Annotated in this window: 19 protein-coding genes and 1 riboswitch; of the genes, 10 read left to right on the top strand and 9 right to left on the bottom strand. The window is 36.2% G+C overall.

What is annotated here, in order from left to right:
- Position 1 precedes the first annotated feature (1 nt).
- A complete protein-coding gene (gene ribE, locus AC1DIT_RS12450; protein ID WP_016116198.1) occupies positions 2–646 on the bottom strand; it encodes a riboflavin synthase in 645 nt (214 codons plus the stop codon).
- Positions 628–1,740 (bottom strand): bifunctional diaminohydroxyphosphoribosylaminopyrimidine deaminase/5-amino-6-(5-phosphoribosylamino)uracil reductase RibD, encoded by a 1,113-nt coding sequence (gene ribD / locus AC1DIT_RS12445; protein WP_016116197.1) that lies wholly within the window; start codon positions 1,738–1,740, stop codon positions 628–630. The genes ribE and ribD overlap by 19 nt, the downstream gene beginning before the upstream one ends.
- A 308-nt stretch (positions 1,741–2,048) precedes the next feature.
- Positions 2,049–2,192, bottom strand: a riboswitch (FMN riboswitch).
- Between the two features lie 145 nt (positions 2,193–2,337).
- Between ribD and crcB (AC1DIT_RS12440) the strand changes: the two genes are divergently transcribed.
- Both crcB (AC1DIT_RS12440) and crcB (AC1DIT_RS12435) read left to right on the top strand, forming a co-directional pair.
- The gene (crcB, locus tag AC1DIT_RS12440) at positions 2,338–2,736 is read left to right on the top strand and encodes a fluoride efflux transporter CrcB (protein WP_016116196.1); all 399 of its coding nucleotides are present in this window, start codon (positions 2,338–2,340) and stop codon (positions 2,734–2,736) included.
- A gap of 16 nt (positions 2,737–2,752) precedes the next feature.
- Positions 2,753–3,106 carry a fluoride efflux transporter CrcB gene (gene crcB / locus AC1DIT_RS12435; RefSeq protein ID WP_016116195.1) on the top strand — a complete coding sequence of 118 codons (354 nt, stop codon included), beginning with the start codon at positions 2,753–2,755 and terminating at the stop codon, positions 3,104–3,106.
- A 38-nt stretch (positions 3,107–3,144) separates the two neighbouring features.
- Here crcB (AC1DIT_RS12435) and AC1DIT_RS12430 read toward each other — a convergent pair whose 3' ends face one another.
- A complete protein-coding gene (locus tag AC1DIT_RS12430) occupies positions 3,145–3,351 on the bottom strand; it encodes a CDGSH iron-sulfur domain-containing protein (RefSeq protein ID WP_016116194.1) in 207 nt (68 codons plus the stop codon).
- Between the two features lie 141 nt (positions 3,352–3,492).
- Here AC1DIT_RS12430 and AC1DIT_RS12425 point away from each other — a divergent pair, with 141 nt between their 5' ends.
- Positions 3,493–3,738 carry a DUF2552 family protein gene (locus AC1DIT_RS12425; RefSeq protein ID WP_016116193.1) on the top strand — a complete coding sequence of 82 codons (246 nt, stop codon included), beginning with the start codon at positions 3,493–3,495 and terminating at the stop codon, positions 3,736–3,738.
- A gap of 15 nt (positions 3,739–3,753) precedes the next feature.
- Here AC1DIT_RS12425 and AC1DIT_RS12420 read toward each other — a convergent pair whose 3' ends face one another.
- A complete protein-coding gene (locus AC1DIT_RS12420; RefSeq protein ID WP_016133242.1) occupies positions 3,754–4,677 on the bottom strand; it encodes an alpha/beta hydrolase in 924 nt (307 codons plus the stop codon).
- Between the two features lie 83 nt (positions 4,678–4,760).
- Between AC1DIT_RS12420 and AC1DIT_RS12415 the strand changes: the two genes are divergently transcribed.
- Both AC1DIT_RS12415 and AC1DIT_RS12410 read left to right on the top strand, forming a co-directional pair.
- Complete coding sequence (locus AC1DIT_RS12415; RefSeq protein WP_476998217.1) at positions 4,761–5,240, top strand: GNAT family N-acetyltransferase; 480 nt, start codon at positions 4,761–4,763, stop codon at positions 5,238–5,240.
- A 147-nt stretch (positions 5,241–5,387) separates the two neighbouring features.
- On the top strand, positions 5,388–6,326 hold the full coding sequence (locus AC1DIT_RS12410; protein WP_016116190.1) for a LacI family DNA-binding transcriptional regulator: 939 nt from the start codon (positions 5,388–5,390) through the stop codon (positions 6,324–6,326).
- A 27-nt stretch (positions 6,327–6,353) separates the two neighbouring features.
- Here AC1DIT_RS12410 and AC1DIT_RS12405 read toward each other — a convergent pair whose 3' ends face one another.
- Both AC1DIT_RS12405 and AC1DIT_RS12400 read right to left on the bottom strand, forming a co-directional pair.
- The gene (locus AC1DIT_RS12405) at positions 6,354–7,673 is read right to left on the bottom strand and encodes a Na+/H+ antiporter family protein (protein WP_016116189.1); all 1,320 of its coding nucleotides are present in this window, start codon (positions 7,671–7,673) and stop codon (positions 6,354–6,356) included.
- 132 nt (positions 7,674–7,805) lie between these two features.
- The gene (locus AC1DIT_RS12400; protein WP_016116188.1) at positions 7,806–8,804 is read right to left on the bottom strand and encodes an alpha/beta fold hydrolase; all 999 of its coding nucleotides are present in this window, start codon (positions 8,802–8,804) and stop codon (positions 7,806–7,808) included.
- 133 nt (positions 8,805–8,937) lie between these two features.
- Here AC1DIT_RS12400 and AC1DIT_RS12395 point away from each other — a divergent pair, with 133 nt between their 5' ends.
- A complete protein-coding gene (locus AC1DIT_RS12395) occupies positions 8,938–9,414 on the top strand; it encodes a ribbon-helix-helix domain-containing protein (protein WP_016116187.1) in 477 nt (158 codons plus the stop codon).
- A gap of 154 nt (positions 9,415–9,568) precedes the next feature.
- Here AC1DIT_RS12395 and AC1DIT_RS12390 read toward each other — a convergent pair whose 3' ends face one another.
- Together AC1DIT_RS12390 and AC1DIT_RS12385 are read right to left on the bottom strand one after the other, a co-directional pair.
- On the bottom strand, positions 9,569–10,012 hold the full coding sequence (locus AC1DIT_RS12390; protein WP_016116186.1) for a ferritin-like domain-containing protein: 444 nt from the start codon (positions 10,010–10,012) through the stop codon (positions 9,569–9,571).
- Between the two features lie 242 nt (positions 10,013–10,254).
- Positions 10,255–11,844, bottom strand: coding sequence for a bifunctional metallophosphatase/5'-nucleotidase (locus tag AC1DIT_RS12385; RefSeq protein ID WP_016133240.1), 1,590 nt, complete (start codon positions 11,842–11,844; stop codon positions 10,255–10,257).
- Between the two features lie 231 nt (positions 11,845–12,075).
- Here AC1DIT_RS12385 and AC1DIT_RS12380 point away from each other — a divergent pair, with 231 nt between their 5' ends.
- The 4 genes from AC1DIT_RS12380 (at position 12,076) to AC1DIT_RS12365 (ending at position 14,452) form a co-directional block, all read left to right on the top strand.
- On the top strand, positions 12,076–12,342 hold the full coding sequence (locus AC1DIT_RS12380) for a YqkE family protein (RefSeq protein ID WP_016116184.1): 267 nt from the start codon (positions 12,076–12,078) through the stop codon (positions 12,340–12,342).
- Positions 12,343–12,410: 68 nt separating this feature from the next.
- Positions 12,411–12,935, top strand: coding sequence for a GrpB family protein (locus AC1DIT_RS12375; protein WP_016116183.1), 525 nt, complete (start codon positions 12,411–12,413; stop codon positions 12,933–12,935).
- 33 nt (positions 12,936–12,968) lie between these two features.
- Entirely contained in the window at positions 12,969–13,472 is a 504-nt protein-coding gene (locus AC1DIT_RS12370) for a DNA topology modulation protein (protein WP_016116182.1), read from the top strand.
- A 152-nt stretch (positions 13,473–13,624) separates the two neighbouring features.
- A complete protein-coding gene (locus tag AC1DIT_RS12365; protein WP_016133239.1) occupies positions 13,625–14,452 on the top strand; it encodes an aldo/keto reductase in 828 nt (275 codons plus the stop codon).
- 29 nt (positions 14,453–14,481) lie between these two features.
- Here the strand turns inward: AC1DIT_RS12365 and AC1DIT_RS12360 are convergent.
- Positions 14,482–15,341 (bottom strand): aldo/keto reductase (locus tag AC1DIT_RS12360; protein ID WP_476998216.1); only part of this gene is annotated, 860 nt, incomplete at its 5' end.

Here is a 15,341-nt window from a genome sequence, read left to right as displayed (position 1 = left end):
CTTATAGAAATCCGTTTTCTTGTAAAAAGCTTTCTGTAACTGAAGTGCTTCGCTTTGTTGGCTTTGAAATAAAACGTTCGATATATTTTCCAATCATGTCACATTCAATATTCACAATATCCCCCGCCGCTTTTTTACCAATGATGGATTCGCTTACTGTATGTGGAATGAGCGAGATTGTAATGGAAGATTCATCTATATCAAATATTGTTAAACTTGTGCCATCAACAGCAATGGACCCTTTTTGTAAACAATAACGGAGTAAATCATCTGGAATTCCAATTTTGTAATATATAGCATTGTAGTGCTGTTTTTTATTTAAAATGGTTCCAATTCCATCGATATGCCCTGTGACGAAATGTCCACCAAAGCGTCCGTTTGCAGCCATTGCTCGTTCTAAATTTACTTTAGAACTGGTGCCGAGCATACGTAGTGATGTCGCTCGCACCGTTTCAGGCATCGCATCAACAGTAAAAGAAGACGCTGTAAAAGAAGTGACGGTTAAACAGATCCCATTTACAGCAATACTGTCTCCTAGTTTTACGTCTGACAAGATTGTGTTTGCTGCAATTGTTAGCTTCATCGCTTCTCCGCTTTGCCTGATATTCGAAACAGTTCCAAGTTCTTCTACAATTCCTGTAAACATGCAGGCACCTCATTTCGCACACTAGCAACGATTTTTATATCATCACCAATTTGTTTCATCTCTTGAATTTGCAAGGAAATTGCATCTTGCAATTTTATAAAGCCGGTGCCACCAAACATAGTTGGAGCATCTTTTCCGCCGATTAATTTTGGACTTATATAGGTCACAATTTCATTGAAACACTTTGTTTCTAAAAAGCTCGCGTGTACCGATTGTCCACCTTCAACAAAGAGTGAAAGGATTTGTTTCTGACCGAGAAGGAGGAGAAGGTCGCGTATTTCAATTTGGCTCGTCTTCATTTGAAGTACAGATACCGCCTGAGATTCGTAGCCCGCTATTTTTTCTTTATTTACATCTTTTCCAACAATAATCCATGTTGGTGCCATCTCGTCTGTAATGACACGAGAGGATAGCGGAGTTCGTAAATGTGTATCTAAAATAATACGAATCGGATGCTTGCCGCCGTTTGGAAGGCGTGTTGTTAAAGATGGATTATCAGCTATGACAGTATTCACTCCGATAAGGATGGCATCGTGCGTATGACGATATTGATGGACATCTGTGCGAGCAACTTCACCTGTAATCCATTTGCTTTCCCCGGTAGTAGTTGCTATTTTTCCATCTAAACTCATCGCTGTTTTTATTGTTACAAACGGCAGTTTCGTTTTCATATAGTGGAAAAAGTACCGGTTTAATGCGGTGGCTTCTTCTTCGAGAACACCAGTAGTTACGCTAATACCAGCTTTTTGCAAACGTTTTGCACCGTTACCTGAAACGAGCGGATTGCAATCAAGTGTGGCAATTACAACACGTTTCACCTTTTTTTCAATAAGTAGATCGCAGCACGGTGGAGTTTTCCCAAAGTGACTACACGGCTCTAACGTTACATATACAGTGGAGCCGTTTGCTTTATCACCGGCTATGCGAAGAGCGTGAACTTCAGCGTGTTCTTCGCCTGCGCGCAGATGAGCTCCCATTCCAACGATGTTTCCATCTTTTACAACAACAGCACCGACCATTGGATTTGGACTTGTTTGACCTGCAGTATTTTGTGCTAATTGCAAGGCAATCCTCATATATTCTTGGTCTGTCATTCTTTTCACCTCTCCTAAGAAAAATCAAAAAATCCCAAGGATAATAGTATCCTTGGGGTTTGGGAGACGTGATTTCTAGAAATATAGTTCGAATACGARAGTATAGGAAAGAARCCTAACGATRAYTGATATTTTTGCACGAGAAAAAAGCCTAGCAAACTATCAATTTTTTATACGCTAGTCGTATCTTTTTATTTCAGCATAGAAAAATAGGTATATGAAATAAAACATATACAGTGATTCAAAACGAATCAGTAAAAATGTGTACGCCAAAATAAAAGTGTATTCGCTATATAAGCACTAGAAAACATATCCTTCTCCCATCCAGACTATACTGTCGGCCCTAGATTTTCACTAGATCCACCGTTTCCGAGTTGGAAACGGGTCACGGACTTAGAAGTGTGCACTTCATCACCGCCGGTTGGGAATTTCACCCGACCCCGAAGGATGCTGTTTGCTCACATTATAGCACAAAAAAGAAAAAAGGATAGTAAAAAATATTTGAATGTGAAGAATTGTATGAAAATGAAGGGTGAAATAAACTTTGTTATACTAGTATGGGAAAGACTTCAATACATACATAAATGAGGTGGAAATATGAAATATATTGCAGTAGGAATCGGTGGTATTGTTGGAGCTTTAGCACGGTACGAATTAGGACAATGGGTTGGTATTCATTCAGTCGATTCTTTTCCGCTGGCAACATGGTCAGCGAATATGATTGGTAGTTTTTTATTGGCATTTTTAACGATGTATTTGTTTCGTATGAAACATGTTTCACAAGTGATAATGAGTAGCATTGGAACAGGAATGATTGGTTCTTTTACCACTTTTTCAACATTTAACGTAGAGACGTTGAAATTCATGCAGCATGAAGCGTTTCTTATGGCATTTTATTATGTGAGTACAAGTGTAGTTGGAGGATTGCTCTTTTCTTTATTTGGGTTTTATCTTGGAAATGCATTATATGAAAAAAGCATGAAGAAAGAAGCATGAAGAAAGAAGGAGCACTATGAATATTTTGCTTGTAGGAATCGGTGGTTTTTTCGGAGCAATTGCTAGATTTTCTATTAGTAATGCAATGAAAGAAAAGTACGGAAGCTTGTTTCCATATGGAACACTATTTGTAAATATATTAGGCTCATTTTTACTAGGTTTATTGTATGGAGCCGAGGTGAGTAGTACATGGCTATTATTATGCGGAACAGGATTTATGGGAGCATTTACTACTTTTTCAACATTTAAGCTTGAAATTGTTCAATTGATACATAAGCGAGAAGGACAAAAGGCTGTATTGTATTTAATAATGAGTTATATGCTAGGCATTTTTTCGGCATTTTTAGGTTTTTATATAGGGCATATATAAGAAGCGCGCGCAAGTCATTGCGCGTGCTTCTTATATCATTATTCTCCCTTTGGTGCTCGAACAACAGATTCAAATTTTCCTTTATGCGAAGCGTCGCAATAAGGCATATTTTTTGATAAGCCACAGCGACATAAAGAAAATGCAGGTTTTGCCGGGAAAGCATTCCCTTGTGAGTCGATTAATTCCACATCCCCTGTAATGCGAAATGAACCATTATCATTTACTTTAATTTGAACTTTTACCAACGTTATTCCCCTCCTCTCAAACGCTTATGTTCATCATATAATTGTAGGAAGCACTTGACAATAAGAAAACAGTTCTTTGTGTGTAGGGGCAGAGAATGTTATAATAACGTTTATAACTGAAATACAGTAAGGTGACGAAACATGAATAAACAATTACGTACATTACAAATTATTGCAAATGAGCGCACTTGGGCATCATTTTTAAATGATAATCATCCATATAGCTTACTTCATTGGTCGATTGCAGGTGTGGGACAAGAAGCAAAAGATGTGTGGCTTTTGCAAGATGAGGTAACATTTCAAACGACAGAATTTCAAACGCTTGATGAAGCGGTAAAATGGATTTCTGAAAATATGGAACAAGTTACAGATGTTTTAGCGCAGTAACATGAAAAAACAGGCTTATGCAAGCCTGTTTTTTGTTTCTTTTACATATGTTTCTAAGAATTGATCAACGGCATCCTCATACTCTTGTTTATTTTCGTTATAAGAGCAAGCGTGTGCACCGTGTTCTGCAATAAAGAGCTGTTTATTATTTTCTTTTGCTTCATAAAGGGCTTTTGTCATATCACATAAAATATAGTCATCGTCTTTACTATGAATAAAAAGGACTGGATTATTTATGTTTTTTACACAATCGATAGGAGAAACTTCACGTATTGTATAACCGTCTCGTACTTTTAAAACGGCATTTGCCAATGGTAGTAGTGGCCATTTTGGTAAATGAAACTCGACTTTTAAGCGATGGTGTAATTGTTCGTAGAAGTCAGAAAATGGACAATCTGCAATGTAAAAATCAGCACCGTCTTCCACCATACCTGCGTATTGTAGCAATGTCGCTGCTCCCATTGATTCTCCATGAACACCAAGTATAATATTTGTACCAAAACGGTCTTTGAGCCAGTCAACTACCGTCTTTAAATCATATTTTTCGTAATAGCCATAACTTGTCGTTTTACCACCTGTTTTACCATGGCGACGATGATCATAAATAAATACATTGTAGCCTCTGTTTAAAAATAAATTTGCATATTTGACAGAGTTTATTTTATTTACGGTTACACCGTGGCAAAAAATCATAAATTTATTAGAATTGCCTGCAGAAATGTAGTAGCCGTGAAGATCGTATTTAAATTGAGACGGGATACAAACCTCTTCTTTTGGAATGGCGTTAAAATTCTCTAAGCGAAAGTGTTTTTTTGTTTCACGTTCTAAAATTTCTTCCTCTGTTTTTTTCTTTAAATACATTACTTTATTGGTAAAGAAAATACCGATACCAATTAATGCTCCTATTATGGTTAGCAATGCTGTGAAAAAACGTTTCATATCTTACCTCATCCTCCAAATATCTCTGCATATGATACACTTATATTGTATCATAATGATGTAAAAAGGGGAGAGAGTGGGACATGATTCGAATACAAAAAATCACAGTGGAAATGAGAGAAACAATTGCACTTTTTATGCATGAAAATTGGGGAAGCACGTTGATGGTTTCACGTGAAAGAGCACATCAGTTAGATCAATTGCCTGGTTTTATTGCAATTGAAGATAACAGAATAATAGGAATTATTACATATGAAATAAAAGAAAATGATTGTGAGATTGTTTCTTTAGATAGCTTTAAGAAGAACAAGGGAATTGGAACTAAGCTTGTAGAGTACGTAATTGATATTGCAAAAAAACAATGTTGTAAAAATGTGTGGCTTATTACAACAAACGATAATACAAACGCACTTCGTTTTTATCAGAAACGTGGTTTTGTGATGACGAATTTATATATTGATGCGGTCAAGGAAGCGAGGAAGATAAAGCGAGAAATTMCGCTTATTGGCTATGATAACATCGCGATTTTACATGAAATTCAACTAGAAAAAATGAATTTATAAAATCCATCTTTATATATGTTGAAGATGGAAAATGGAAGAAGTATTTTGTGTAACAATTTTCAGAAATATAAAATAATATTCTTGACGAATGCCCTACTTTGTTTTAGGTTTAAATTGTAAGCTATTACCATATTAAGGGGTGACGATGTGGCAACCATACGTGATGTTGCAAAATTGGCCGGTGTTTCAGTCGCAACCGTTTCACGAGTCATTAATGAAAAAGGGTATGTTCATGAGGATACAGTAAAACAAGTAAAACAAGCAATTGAAGAACTACAGTATAAACCAAATGCTGTAGCGAAGGCATTATTTAAAAAATCTTCGACAATGATTGCTATATTAGTATCAAATTTAGAAGATCCATCCTATATAACATTACTTCGTTCAGTAGAAGAGACTGCATATAAAGAAGGATATCAAATTGTTATTTGTAATACAGAAAATAAAATAGGATATATAGATATATTAATGCAAAATAATATTGCTGGCGTTATTATGACGAAAGATGTATTTGAGCATGTGAAGCAACTTTCCCTTCCATTTGTTGTACTTGAGGGCGGAACAGAGGCAGCATCTATTTCTACATATTATGAAAGTGCTAGAAAGGCCGTTACTGTATTGAAAGAAAAAGGTTGTCATTTTCTTGCTTATATTGGGGACAAGATAGAAGACGAAGCAATGGAAGGGCACACTGCTGGTTTTTTAGATGCTGTTTGGGATGAAGGAATTGCTTATCGAGAAGAAAAAATAAAGGGACAAGATGAGGAAAGTCAAATTGCTGAATTATTACGGAAGCAACCTTATATAGATGGTATAGTAGCTGCTAGCGATGCGATTGCAATTGCTACAATTCGCGCGGCGAATGCTCTTGATCTCCATATACCGAATCATTTACAAGTCATTGGTTTTAAGGGAAGTTTACAAGGTGAATGGGTTACACCATCTTTGACAACAATTGGAAATTCTTTTGAAAAGCAAGGAGTATTAGCTGTACAAAGATTGGTAGGGAAAATGAAAAAGGAACAAGTAAAACTTGAGGAAGTGAAGCAAGAGTTTATATTAATCGAACGAGAATCTACAAAGTAAAAGGTGCGTCTAGTAAACGCACCTTTTTTATAATGTTATAGCAGCAATAAAGCCGAATATAAGTAACGGAATATTGTAGTGAAGAAAAGTTGGGACACACGTATCCCATATATGATGATGCCTGCCATCAGCATTTAAACCTGAGGTAGGTCCTAGTGTACTATCAGATGCTGGAGAACCAGCATCACCTAATGCACCAGCTGTACCGATAATAGCGATGGTTGCCATCGGGCTAAACCCAAGTTGGATACATAGCGGGACGAAGATGGTTGTTAAAATCGGAATGGTAGAAAAGGAAGAACCGATTCCCATCGTAACGAGCAGACCGATAACAAGCATAAGAAAGGCAGCGAGCGGTTTGTTGTTTCCAATTAAATTGACGCTTGTCTGAACAAGTGATTCAACATGCCCTGTTTTCCGAAGAACTGCTCCGAATCCAGCGGCAGAAATCATGACGAAACCGATAAATGACATCATTCGCATACCACTTGTTAAAATAGCATCAGCTTCTTTTAAAGGAAGGCTACCACTAACGGATAATACAATGATTCCAGCTAGTGCGCCAAAAATCATGGATTCTGTTGCTAGCTGCACACTTAGTGTTGCGATAATAGACAATAACCCAAAGGAAATGCTTCTTTTTGTATAAGGAGCGGCTTCATCAGATGCGGCATGAATAGGTTCGGTGTGATAAGTACGCGGTTTACGATATGTAATGAAAACAGCGATACATAGGCCGATAATCATTCCTATTGCTGGAATTGTCATTGCTTTTGGGATGAGCGCTACATCAAATGTAAGTCCGCTTTGCTGTGCATTTGTTTGTAGTACATCGTGATAAATTTTTCCAAATCCAGCTGGAACCCACATGTAAGGAGTGATTAATCCGAATGTAATAATACATGTAACAAGCCGGCGGTCCACTTTCAGTTCATTTAGTACTTTTAAAAGCGCTGGAATTAGAATAGGGATAAAAGCAATATGAACCGGAATAACATTTTGTGAAAAACAAGCCATTGCCAAAATAATAAATAAAATGAGTATTTTTGAATATGTTTGCTTTTGTGTGTCTTTTTCGTTACCAACTAAGTTCAGTGCAGTATGAATCATAGCGTCGGGCAGACCTGTTTTGGAAAGAGAAATAGCAAAACCTCCGAGCATGGCGTAACTTAAAGCGATTGGAGCACTGTTTCCAAGACCCGTAGTAAAAGTATGGATTGTTTCTGAAATTCCAAGTCCACCAATTAGTCCACCTGTTAAGGCACCGATGATAATAGCGACAATGACTTGGACACGTAATAAACTAAGCAGTAGCATCACTGCTACTGCGATGAGTACAGCGTTCATAATAAATGTAATCTCCCTGATCTTTTTCTGTTTGTGCAGCTTATTCTGGATAGAAATACTTACTAACTTGAGTAAAGTTGCGACATGTAATTATAAAATGTTTTCTGTGAAATGTAAAAGGTATAACGATTACTAGTGTGGAAAAGATAGCTCTTGTTTAATAGAGCATAAAGACTTTGCAAACAGTTTAGGTTCTTCTAAATTTGGTGAATGAGCAGAGTTTGGGAACCAAATCATTTTTTTGATGGGTGCTTGAATTGTATCGCAATATTGTTGAACGAGTGCATAAGGTGTTTGATAGTCGAAACGACCAGAACAAAAATAAACAGGTACGGAAAGTTTTGAGATTGAAGAAAAGAAATCTACTGTCAGCATTTCTTCCCATAATGCCCCAGATTTCATATTTCCTGCGAGAAATCTCACCCAATCTAGCGATGTATATTCTGAAGAAAATATCCCTTTACGAATGAAAGAAAACGAAGTCCCGTTTTGAACTGCTCCTCCAAATGTACCGAGCCACTTCCTTTGAATGATAAGACGCCGCATATCTAGAAAAGGAGGTTTTCCTAGTTTTGTTAGAGAGGTCAATGCCCGCTCGTGTCCATGTTTTTTTGCAGAATGAATTAAATGCTGATAGAGCAATTCTTCGTTTTGCTTCATATGCACAATCTGACCGATGCCAATGTAGGCTTCGATGTATTCTGGATATTGATTTGCGATTTGTAGACCGATAATACTTCCCCAAGAATGTCCAGCGAGAAATAGTTTTTGTTTTTTGAAGCGAGAAAGAAGATATTTTATTACTTCAAGTGCATCTAAAACAAATTGTTCAATTGTGAAAGGTGCTTTTATATCCCGCCAAGAAAAGGATTTTCCAGCTCCGCGTTGATCCCAATTGACAACAATAAAGTGCTTTTCTAAGTCTTCTTGAAAATGGCGAATGAACCCAATTTGCGCCATACCAGGACCGCCATGACAGCATAATAAAATAGGCTGATTTACGTCTTGACCACGAATGAGTAGAGATTGCTGATGATTGTTAATCGTCACGCTTTCTATCGTAGCGACGCTATTTGGAGTTGGATTCTTAAATTCGTTGTAAAACTGTGGAGTGTGGCTACGAAACAGCATATAAAAAACCTCCTTTTCTCTAATGGTATGTATCGCAAGGGTGTACGATTTTGCATATACTATTAAGAAATTATTGTATCATAACATGCCGACTGTATTTCAACTATGAGAGCTCAGGGAGAGGGGGAAGGAAGTGACGGTTGGAGAAATTATAGATTGCTTAAACAAACGTGAACCACTTGCTATTATTGCGAAACGCCTCGACATGAGCCCATATGCATTGTCGAAAAAGTTAAGAGTGCTTGGATATGAATATGATGGTGAACAGCAGAAACGAATATTCATTGGAGAGGGAGAAGAGCCCCGCCATTTATATCTTCAAGAAGCTACTGCGCTTCAATATGTAAAAACAGATTATCAGGTTTTGATTTATGAACAATTGCAAAAAATTTATGAATTACTGCGAAAACGAGAGGAACTTATTATCCCCAAAATAGTCAAAAGTAATGAGAAGAAAAAACGTACTTTTTCTATATGTACGGAAATTTTAGAGAAACTAGACGTTGTATCGGATGCAACAGGTATTCATAAATCTAGAATTGTAGAAGAAGCGTTGATAGAATTTTTGCGGAAATATGAAGAAGCTGATGAAATGTATCAGGATAAATGAAAGAAAGGATACTATGTTCAATGTAAGAGCATGTATCCTCTGTATTTTTATCTAGCTATTTGTGGATAGTTAGAGTTTTTAGTGAAAGTAAAGGAGTTAGGTGGGGATGAGAAAATCTTCATGGATTAGGCATTTGCTTTGTATAAAACAATTATTATTTTTTAGCTTTTAAAAAATAATATAGGAACCAAACGGCGTGATTTTGTTCATCTGCTGCTGTTCTACGAAATGTCTCTTTAATATATTGATCTGTAGTATCATCTGCAATTTTTAAGTAAAAATCGACTGTTCGTTGCTCATCTTGTAGCGCGTATTCTAATCCATTCACATAAGAATCTGGACATTGTTCAATAATTTTTGGCTGAGGTTGTTTACCGGTTAAATGAATATAAATTTGTACAAATTGCTGGAAATGTTTTATTTCGTCTTGTCGGATTTCGAGTATTTGATTGCGTTCATTATCTTGTGGAGCTAAATTAGCTAATTTAGCATAGCAATTTATTGCACTATACTCTCCGTTAATTGCATTTTCAATGTCATGAATTAGCTTGTCGTTTTGTCTGTATATCAAATTGTAATCATTTGAATAAGAATACATACGTTCGCCTCCCAGTTTCTGCTCATATATCCTACGAGAAATCAATATACTGAGTGCATATCCTTTAAAAGGTTATTTAGGGGAAAGTGAATTTTTATTGCATGTCCTTTCTCCATAGAGATCAATAAAAAGCCCTGTATTCTAATGGAATACAGGGTTCTTATCATAAAGATTAATTTTTGGAAAATCATAATTTAATAATATAGTTTCTCTCTTTTTTATAAATTTATTTAAAAGAAAAGTTAATTAACTTTTTGAATTCTCCCATCAATAATAGGTTGAATCGGTTCTTTTACTTGTTTTACATAATCCACTAACGCTTCGAAATCAGTTGGTCCTGTTTCGGCATCTTTTCCATTTTTAAAGGATACAAATCCATCACCGCCTGAAGCTAGAAAGGCATTTGCAACGACGCTGTAAGTTTTAGAGGCAACTAACTCTTCTCCGTTTGTTAAGTGGATATTTGTAACTTTTTCACCATTTGGTTTATTCGCATCCCAAGTGTACTGAATACCTGAAATTTGAAGCATTCTTGTTATGTCTTTTTGCCATTGTTGATTTAAAATATCTCGAATGTCTTGACCAGTTAAATTAACTTTTATCAATTGATTCCCAAATGGTTGAATGCCATATAATTCTCCCCATGTAATATCGCCAGCATCTAGATCATTGCGAATACCACCAGGATTCATGAGGGCAATTTGAGTATTCATGGTCGAGCGCTGAACATCAGCAATTAAATTTCCAAGAGTGGATTCACCCGCGGCATTTTGTTTACGATCCATTGGAGCGGTAGATTTTCCAACAACCTGATTTACAAGAGGAGCAATTTTTTCTTGATACTGATCCATTTTCTTTTTCACTTGTTGGTCAGGTTTTATTCCTTCATGGTAGGTTGTAACAACTTCTGCTTTTTTCTCAATAATATCTTTTGTTTTACGATCAATTTTTACATCGACATCAGTGAAAGCCATTCCATAAGAATTTGCTTGTACGACAAGTTTGTTATTAACGGTTCCATTTACATAAGTGTGACTATGACCGCCGAAAATGACATCGACTTCTGGATCAGTCTCATTTGCTAAGCGAACGATATCGCCATTTGTTACGCCGTTATCATCCGTTGTACCTCCATTATGTGCAAGAACAACGATCGATTTAACACCTAGTTTTTTCAGTTGTTTTACGGATGTGTTAATTGCTTCAACTTCATCTGTAATTTGTACATTTTTTAGCATAGTAGGCATAACAACGTTAGGAACATCAGTTGTTACAACCCCGATAAAGCCGACAGGAACTCCTTGTACCATTTTTACAGTAAATGGTGGTAGAAATAAGCGTCCAGTTGATTTATTGTAGAAATTTGCAGCAACATAAGGGAAGTTTGCTCCTTTAAAATTCCCTGTTTTTTCGTGATACCCACCGTAAATAAGGCGATTCATTTCGTTAATACCTTCGTCAAATTCATGATTTCCAATAGTTCCAACATCAAAACCTAGATCATTTAAAAATTCAATTGTAGGTTCATCTTGCAATAATGCAGAAACTGGAGAACTTGCTCCGACAATATCGCCAGCATGAACCATAAGTGTATTTGGGTTTTGTTTTTCACGATCACGTAAATAAGCAGCTAAGTATTCAGCTCCCCCTGCTTCTTTGTTGTTAATTTTCTTTACAGTGTCTAATTGACCGTGAAGGTCGTTAATACCAAGCATTTGTACGTCTATGTAGCGATTTTGTTCTGCTGGTACTTGAGATGGAGGTGCAGCAAATACACTTGAAAAAGTAATTGTACTTAATACTAAAGCTGCAGGAATGACTTTTTTCCACATGAGTTTTCTCTCCCTTTTTTATAATCTGACATCATACGACATAATTTTAATAGATTAAGAGAGTTATTGCTATAAAAATTCTTTTTATTATAAAAATTAATAAATTTTTATTTTGCTCTTTACATCTTTACAAAATAAAAATAATAGGGAAATCGAAAGTGAATGGTCTTTTTTATTGTCGAGAGTAAGGTATTTCCCCTATAATGGAGAAAAAAGTAAAAGGTGAGCAGTATGAAGAAAAAGAAACAGAGACAAATGCAAAGACAAACGCAAATGAATCAGCCAGAGAAGAAGGATTCCATTACACTTGGTGATCAATTGAATGAATCGTTAATGAATCAATTGAAAAGTAAGAAGAAAGAATTACAAGTAAGAGCGGAGCAAAAAGAACTAGAAGAACAAGAAAGAAAGCGTAAAGAGAAAAAGGAACGTGAAAAGAATAAATCGTTTGAAGAACTGTTAAGTGAAAGTAATCTCACTTGGAAAGACTTTAAATAATATAAAAAATCATCAGTGCAATTGTCCTGATGATTTTTTAACGATTTGATAAGAAAAGGAGAATTGGGATGAGAAAGATTGTAGTCGTTCCTTATGAAAACCATTGGGGTGAGAAATTTCAAATAGAATCACAGAGGTTAAAAGCAGCGATGCCAGAACATGTGAAATTACATCACATTGGTAGCACATCAGTACCGGGACTCGCAGCAAAGCCAATTGTTGATATGATTATGGAAGTAGAGAACATTGAGAGCGTAGATCATTGGAATGAATGTTTTCAACAACTTGGCTACATTGTAAAAGGTGAGAATGGTATCCCGGGTCGTCGCTTTTTTATTCATGGAACAGAAGGAAAACGATCGTATCATTTACATGTTTTCGAAACAGGAAATCCGGAAATTACACGTCATTTAGCATTTCGCGATTATATGATGGCACACTGTGAAGAGGCAGAGGTATATGCGGCATTGAAAAAAGATTTAGCAGAAAAGTTTACATATGATGGAGATCAATATACAGAAGGAAAGAATGACTTCGTGCATAATATTGATGAGAAAGCACTTGAGTGGAGAAAAAATAACGGAAGCGAGTAAGCTTGCGTTATTTTTTGTAAGGGGAGAGAAGAGATGAGAAAGATTATGATTATTGGTTCTGGGGGAGCTGGAAAATCAACTTTTGCACGGCGATTAGGGGAGATACTACAACTTCCAGTATCTCATCTTGATGCACTCTATTGGAAAAAAGATTGGGTGCTAGCAAGTCGCGAAGAACAAATACAGGTACAAAAAGAATTAGTAACGCAGGAAGCTTGGATTATCGATGGAAACTATGGATTTACAATGGATATACGATTAGAGGCAGCTGATACCATTATCTTTATTGATTTACCAAGAATACAATGTTTATATCGCGTAATAAAAAGAAGGATACAATATCATAATAAAACGCGCCCTGATATGGGAGAAGGGTGTGAAGAACAATTAGATTTTGAGTTCTTGAAGTGGGTATGGACGTATCCAAAAGTGAAACGACCTGCTATTTTGGGGAAAATACAAGCTGTATCTGCTGAGAAAAATATTGTTATTTTCAAATCTTCAGCTGAAATAGAGGAGTTTTTACAAAAGCTATAAGATAACAGTCTTATTTAATAAAATTATTATGTTAACTGTATATATTTTTTGACTTTTTTCAAGAATCTTGTTCAAATAAAGTGACGGTTATAAAATTTAGCGGCACCCTGTCTATAGAATTCGCAGGAGAGAAGAAGGAGGAACAGCCTATCATGTATATTCCAACAACTACACTTCATAATGGCGTGAAAATGCCGATGCTTGGTTTAGGTGTATATAAAGCAAAAGAGGGAGAAGAGGTAAAGCAAGCGGTAAAAACAGCTTTAGAAGTTGGATATCGCTCTATTGATACAGCGACTGTATATGAAAATGAAAGCGGTGTCGGAGAAGCGGTTCGTGAATCAGGGATCGCACGTGAAGAATTGTTTATTACGACAAAAGTATGGAATGACGATCAAGGCTATGAAGCAACACTTCAAGCATTTGACAAAAGTTTGAAGGAATTACAAATGGATTATGTGGATTTATATTTGATTCACTGGCCAATAAGAGGGAAATACATAGATACATATCGTGCTCTTGAGAAATTATATGAAGAAGGAAAAGCACGTGCAATTGGTGTTTCAAATTTTCATCAGCACCATTTAGAACAGTTGTTGCCAAATTGTAATGTGAAGCCGATGGTGAACCAAGTAGAGCTCCATCCGATGCTTGCACAGTTTGAATTACGGGATTTTTGTCAAAATGAACAAATTCAAATGGAAGCATGGAGCCCGTTAATGAGAGGCGGCGAAGTATTTCAGCATCCGATTATTCAAGAAAGTGCTAAAAAGTATGAAAAAACGCCTGCTCAAATTATTTTACGCTGGGATATTCAAAGTGGCATTGTAACAATCCCTAAATCTGTTACACCATCGCGTATTCAAGAGAACTTTACTATTTTTGATTTTTCATTAACAGAAGAAGAAATCAAACAAATTGATACGCTTGATCGCAATTTACATGTTGGAACAAATCCTGATAAATACGATACGATGTAAAAAAATGCTACCGATTACGGTAGCATTTTTTATCGGTGTAATGTGTATGTATCGCATTTAACAGCTGCTTGAATTTGTTTATATTCTTCAGTTGTTAATGGAGATTGATTGTTAGCTTGTACATTTTCTTGTAGTTGCTGGATGGAGCTAGCGCCAGGAATAACAGCTGCCACAATCGGGTCATGTAAACAATATTGAAGAGCTGTCTCAGTTAACGAACGTTCCTTTGTAATTTCTTTTACAGTAGTTAATGTTTTTATTAACTCATCATAAGAATAAGAAAGATAATCTTTTTCTTTTACTTTTTCTATCTTTCTTTCATTGTTATCAGTTAACAATCCTTTCGCAAGTGGTCCTCGTGCAATGATGCTAATTTGATGTTCCTGAAGTAGTGGAAACCATTCTTCAGGCTGGCGATTTAAAAGACTATATTCCATCAATACACTAACGATATTAGAACGTTTTGCATATTCACGAATGACATTTGGACGGATAGAAGAAATTCCGTAATGACGAATCACACCTTCTTGTTTTAATTCTTCAAATGCTTCGATTGTTTCATCGATAGGATCTTCGATTGTCCCGCCGTGAAGTTGATATAAATCAATATAATCCGTTTGCAGGCGGCGTAAACTTTCTTTTACCTCTGCTTTTATATAAGCTTTAGAAGGGTCCCAAGACCAGCCGTTTTTCTCCTCGACCCAGCGGTTTCCTACTTTCGTTGTAAGAACAATTTGATCGCGTTTTCCCTCAAGAGCTTTTCCAACAAATTCTTCATTTAATCCATAATTGTATAAGTCTGCTGTATCAAAAAAATTAATTCCTAAATCCATTGCTTCATGGATGATGCGAATCGCTTCATGTTCATTGGTGCCAAGGGACATACAAC

The organism is Bacillus sp. 05T22, assembly GCF_056396765.1.
Note: the sequence above shows the minus strand (reverse complement) of the source record. Positions and strands in the feature narration are given on the sequence as shown.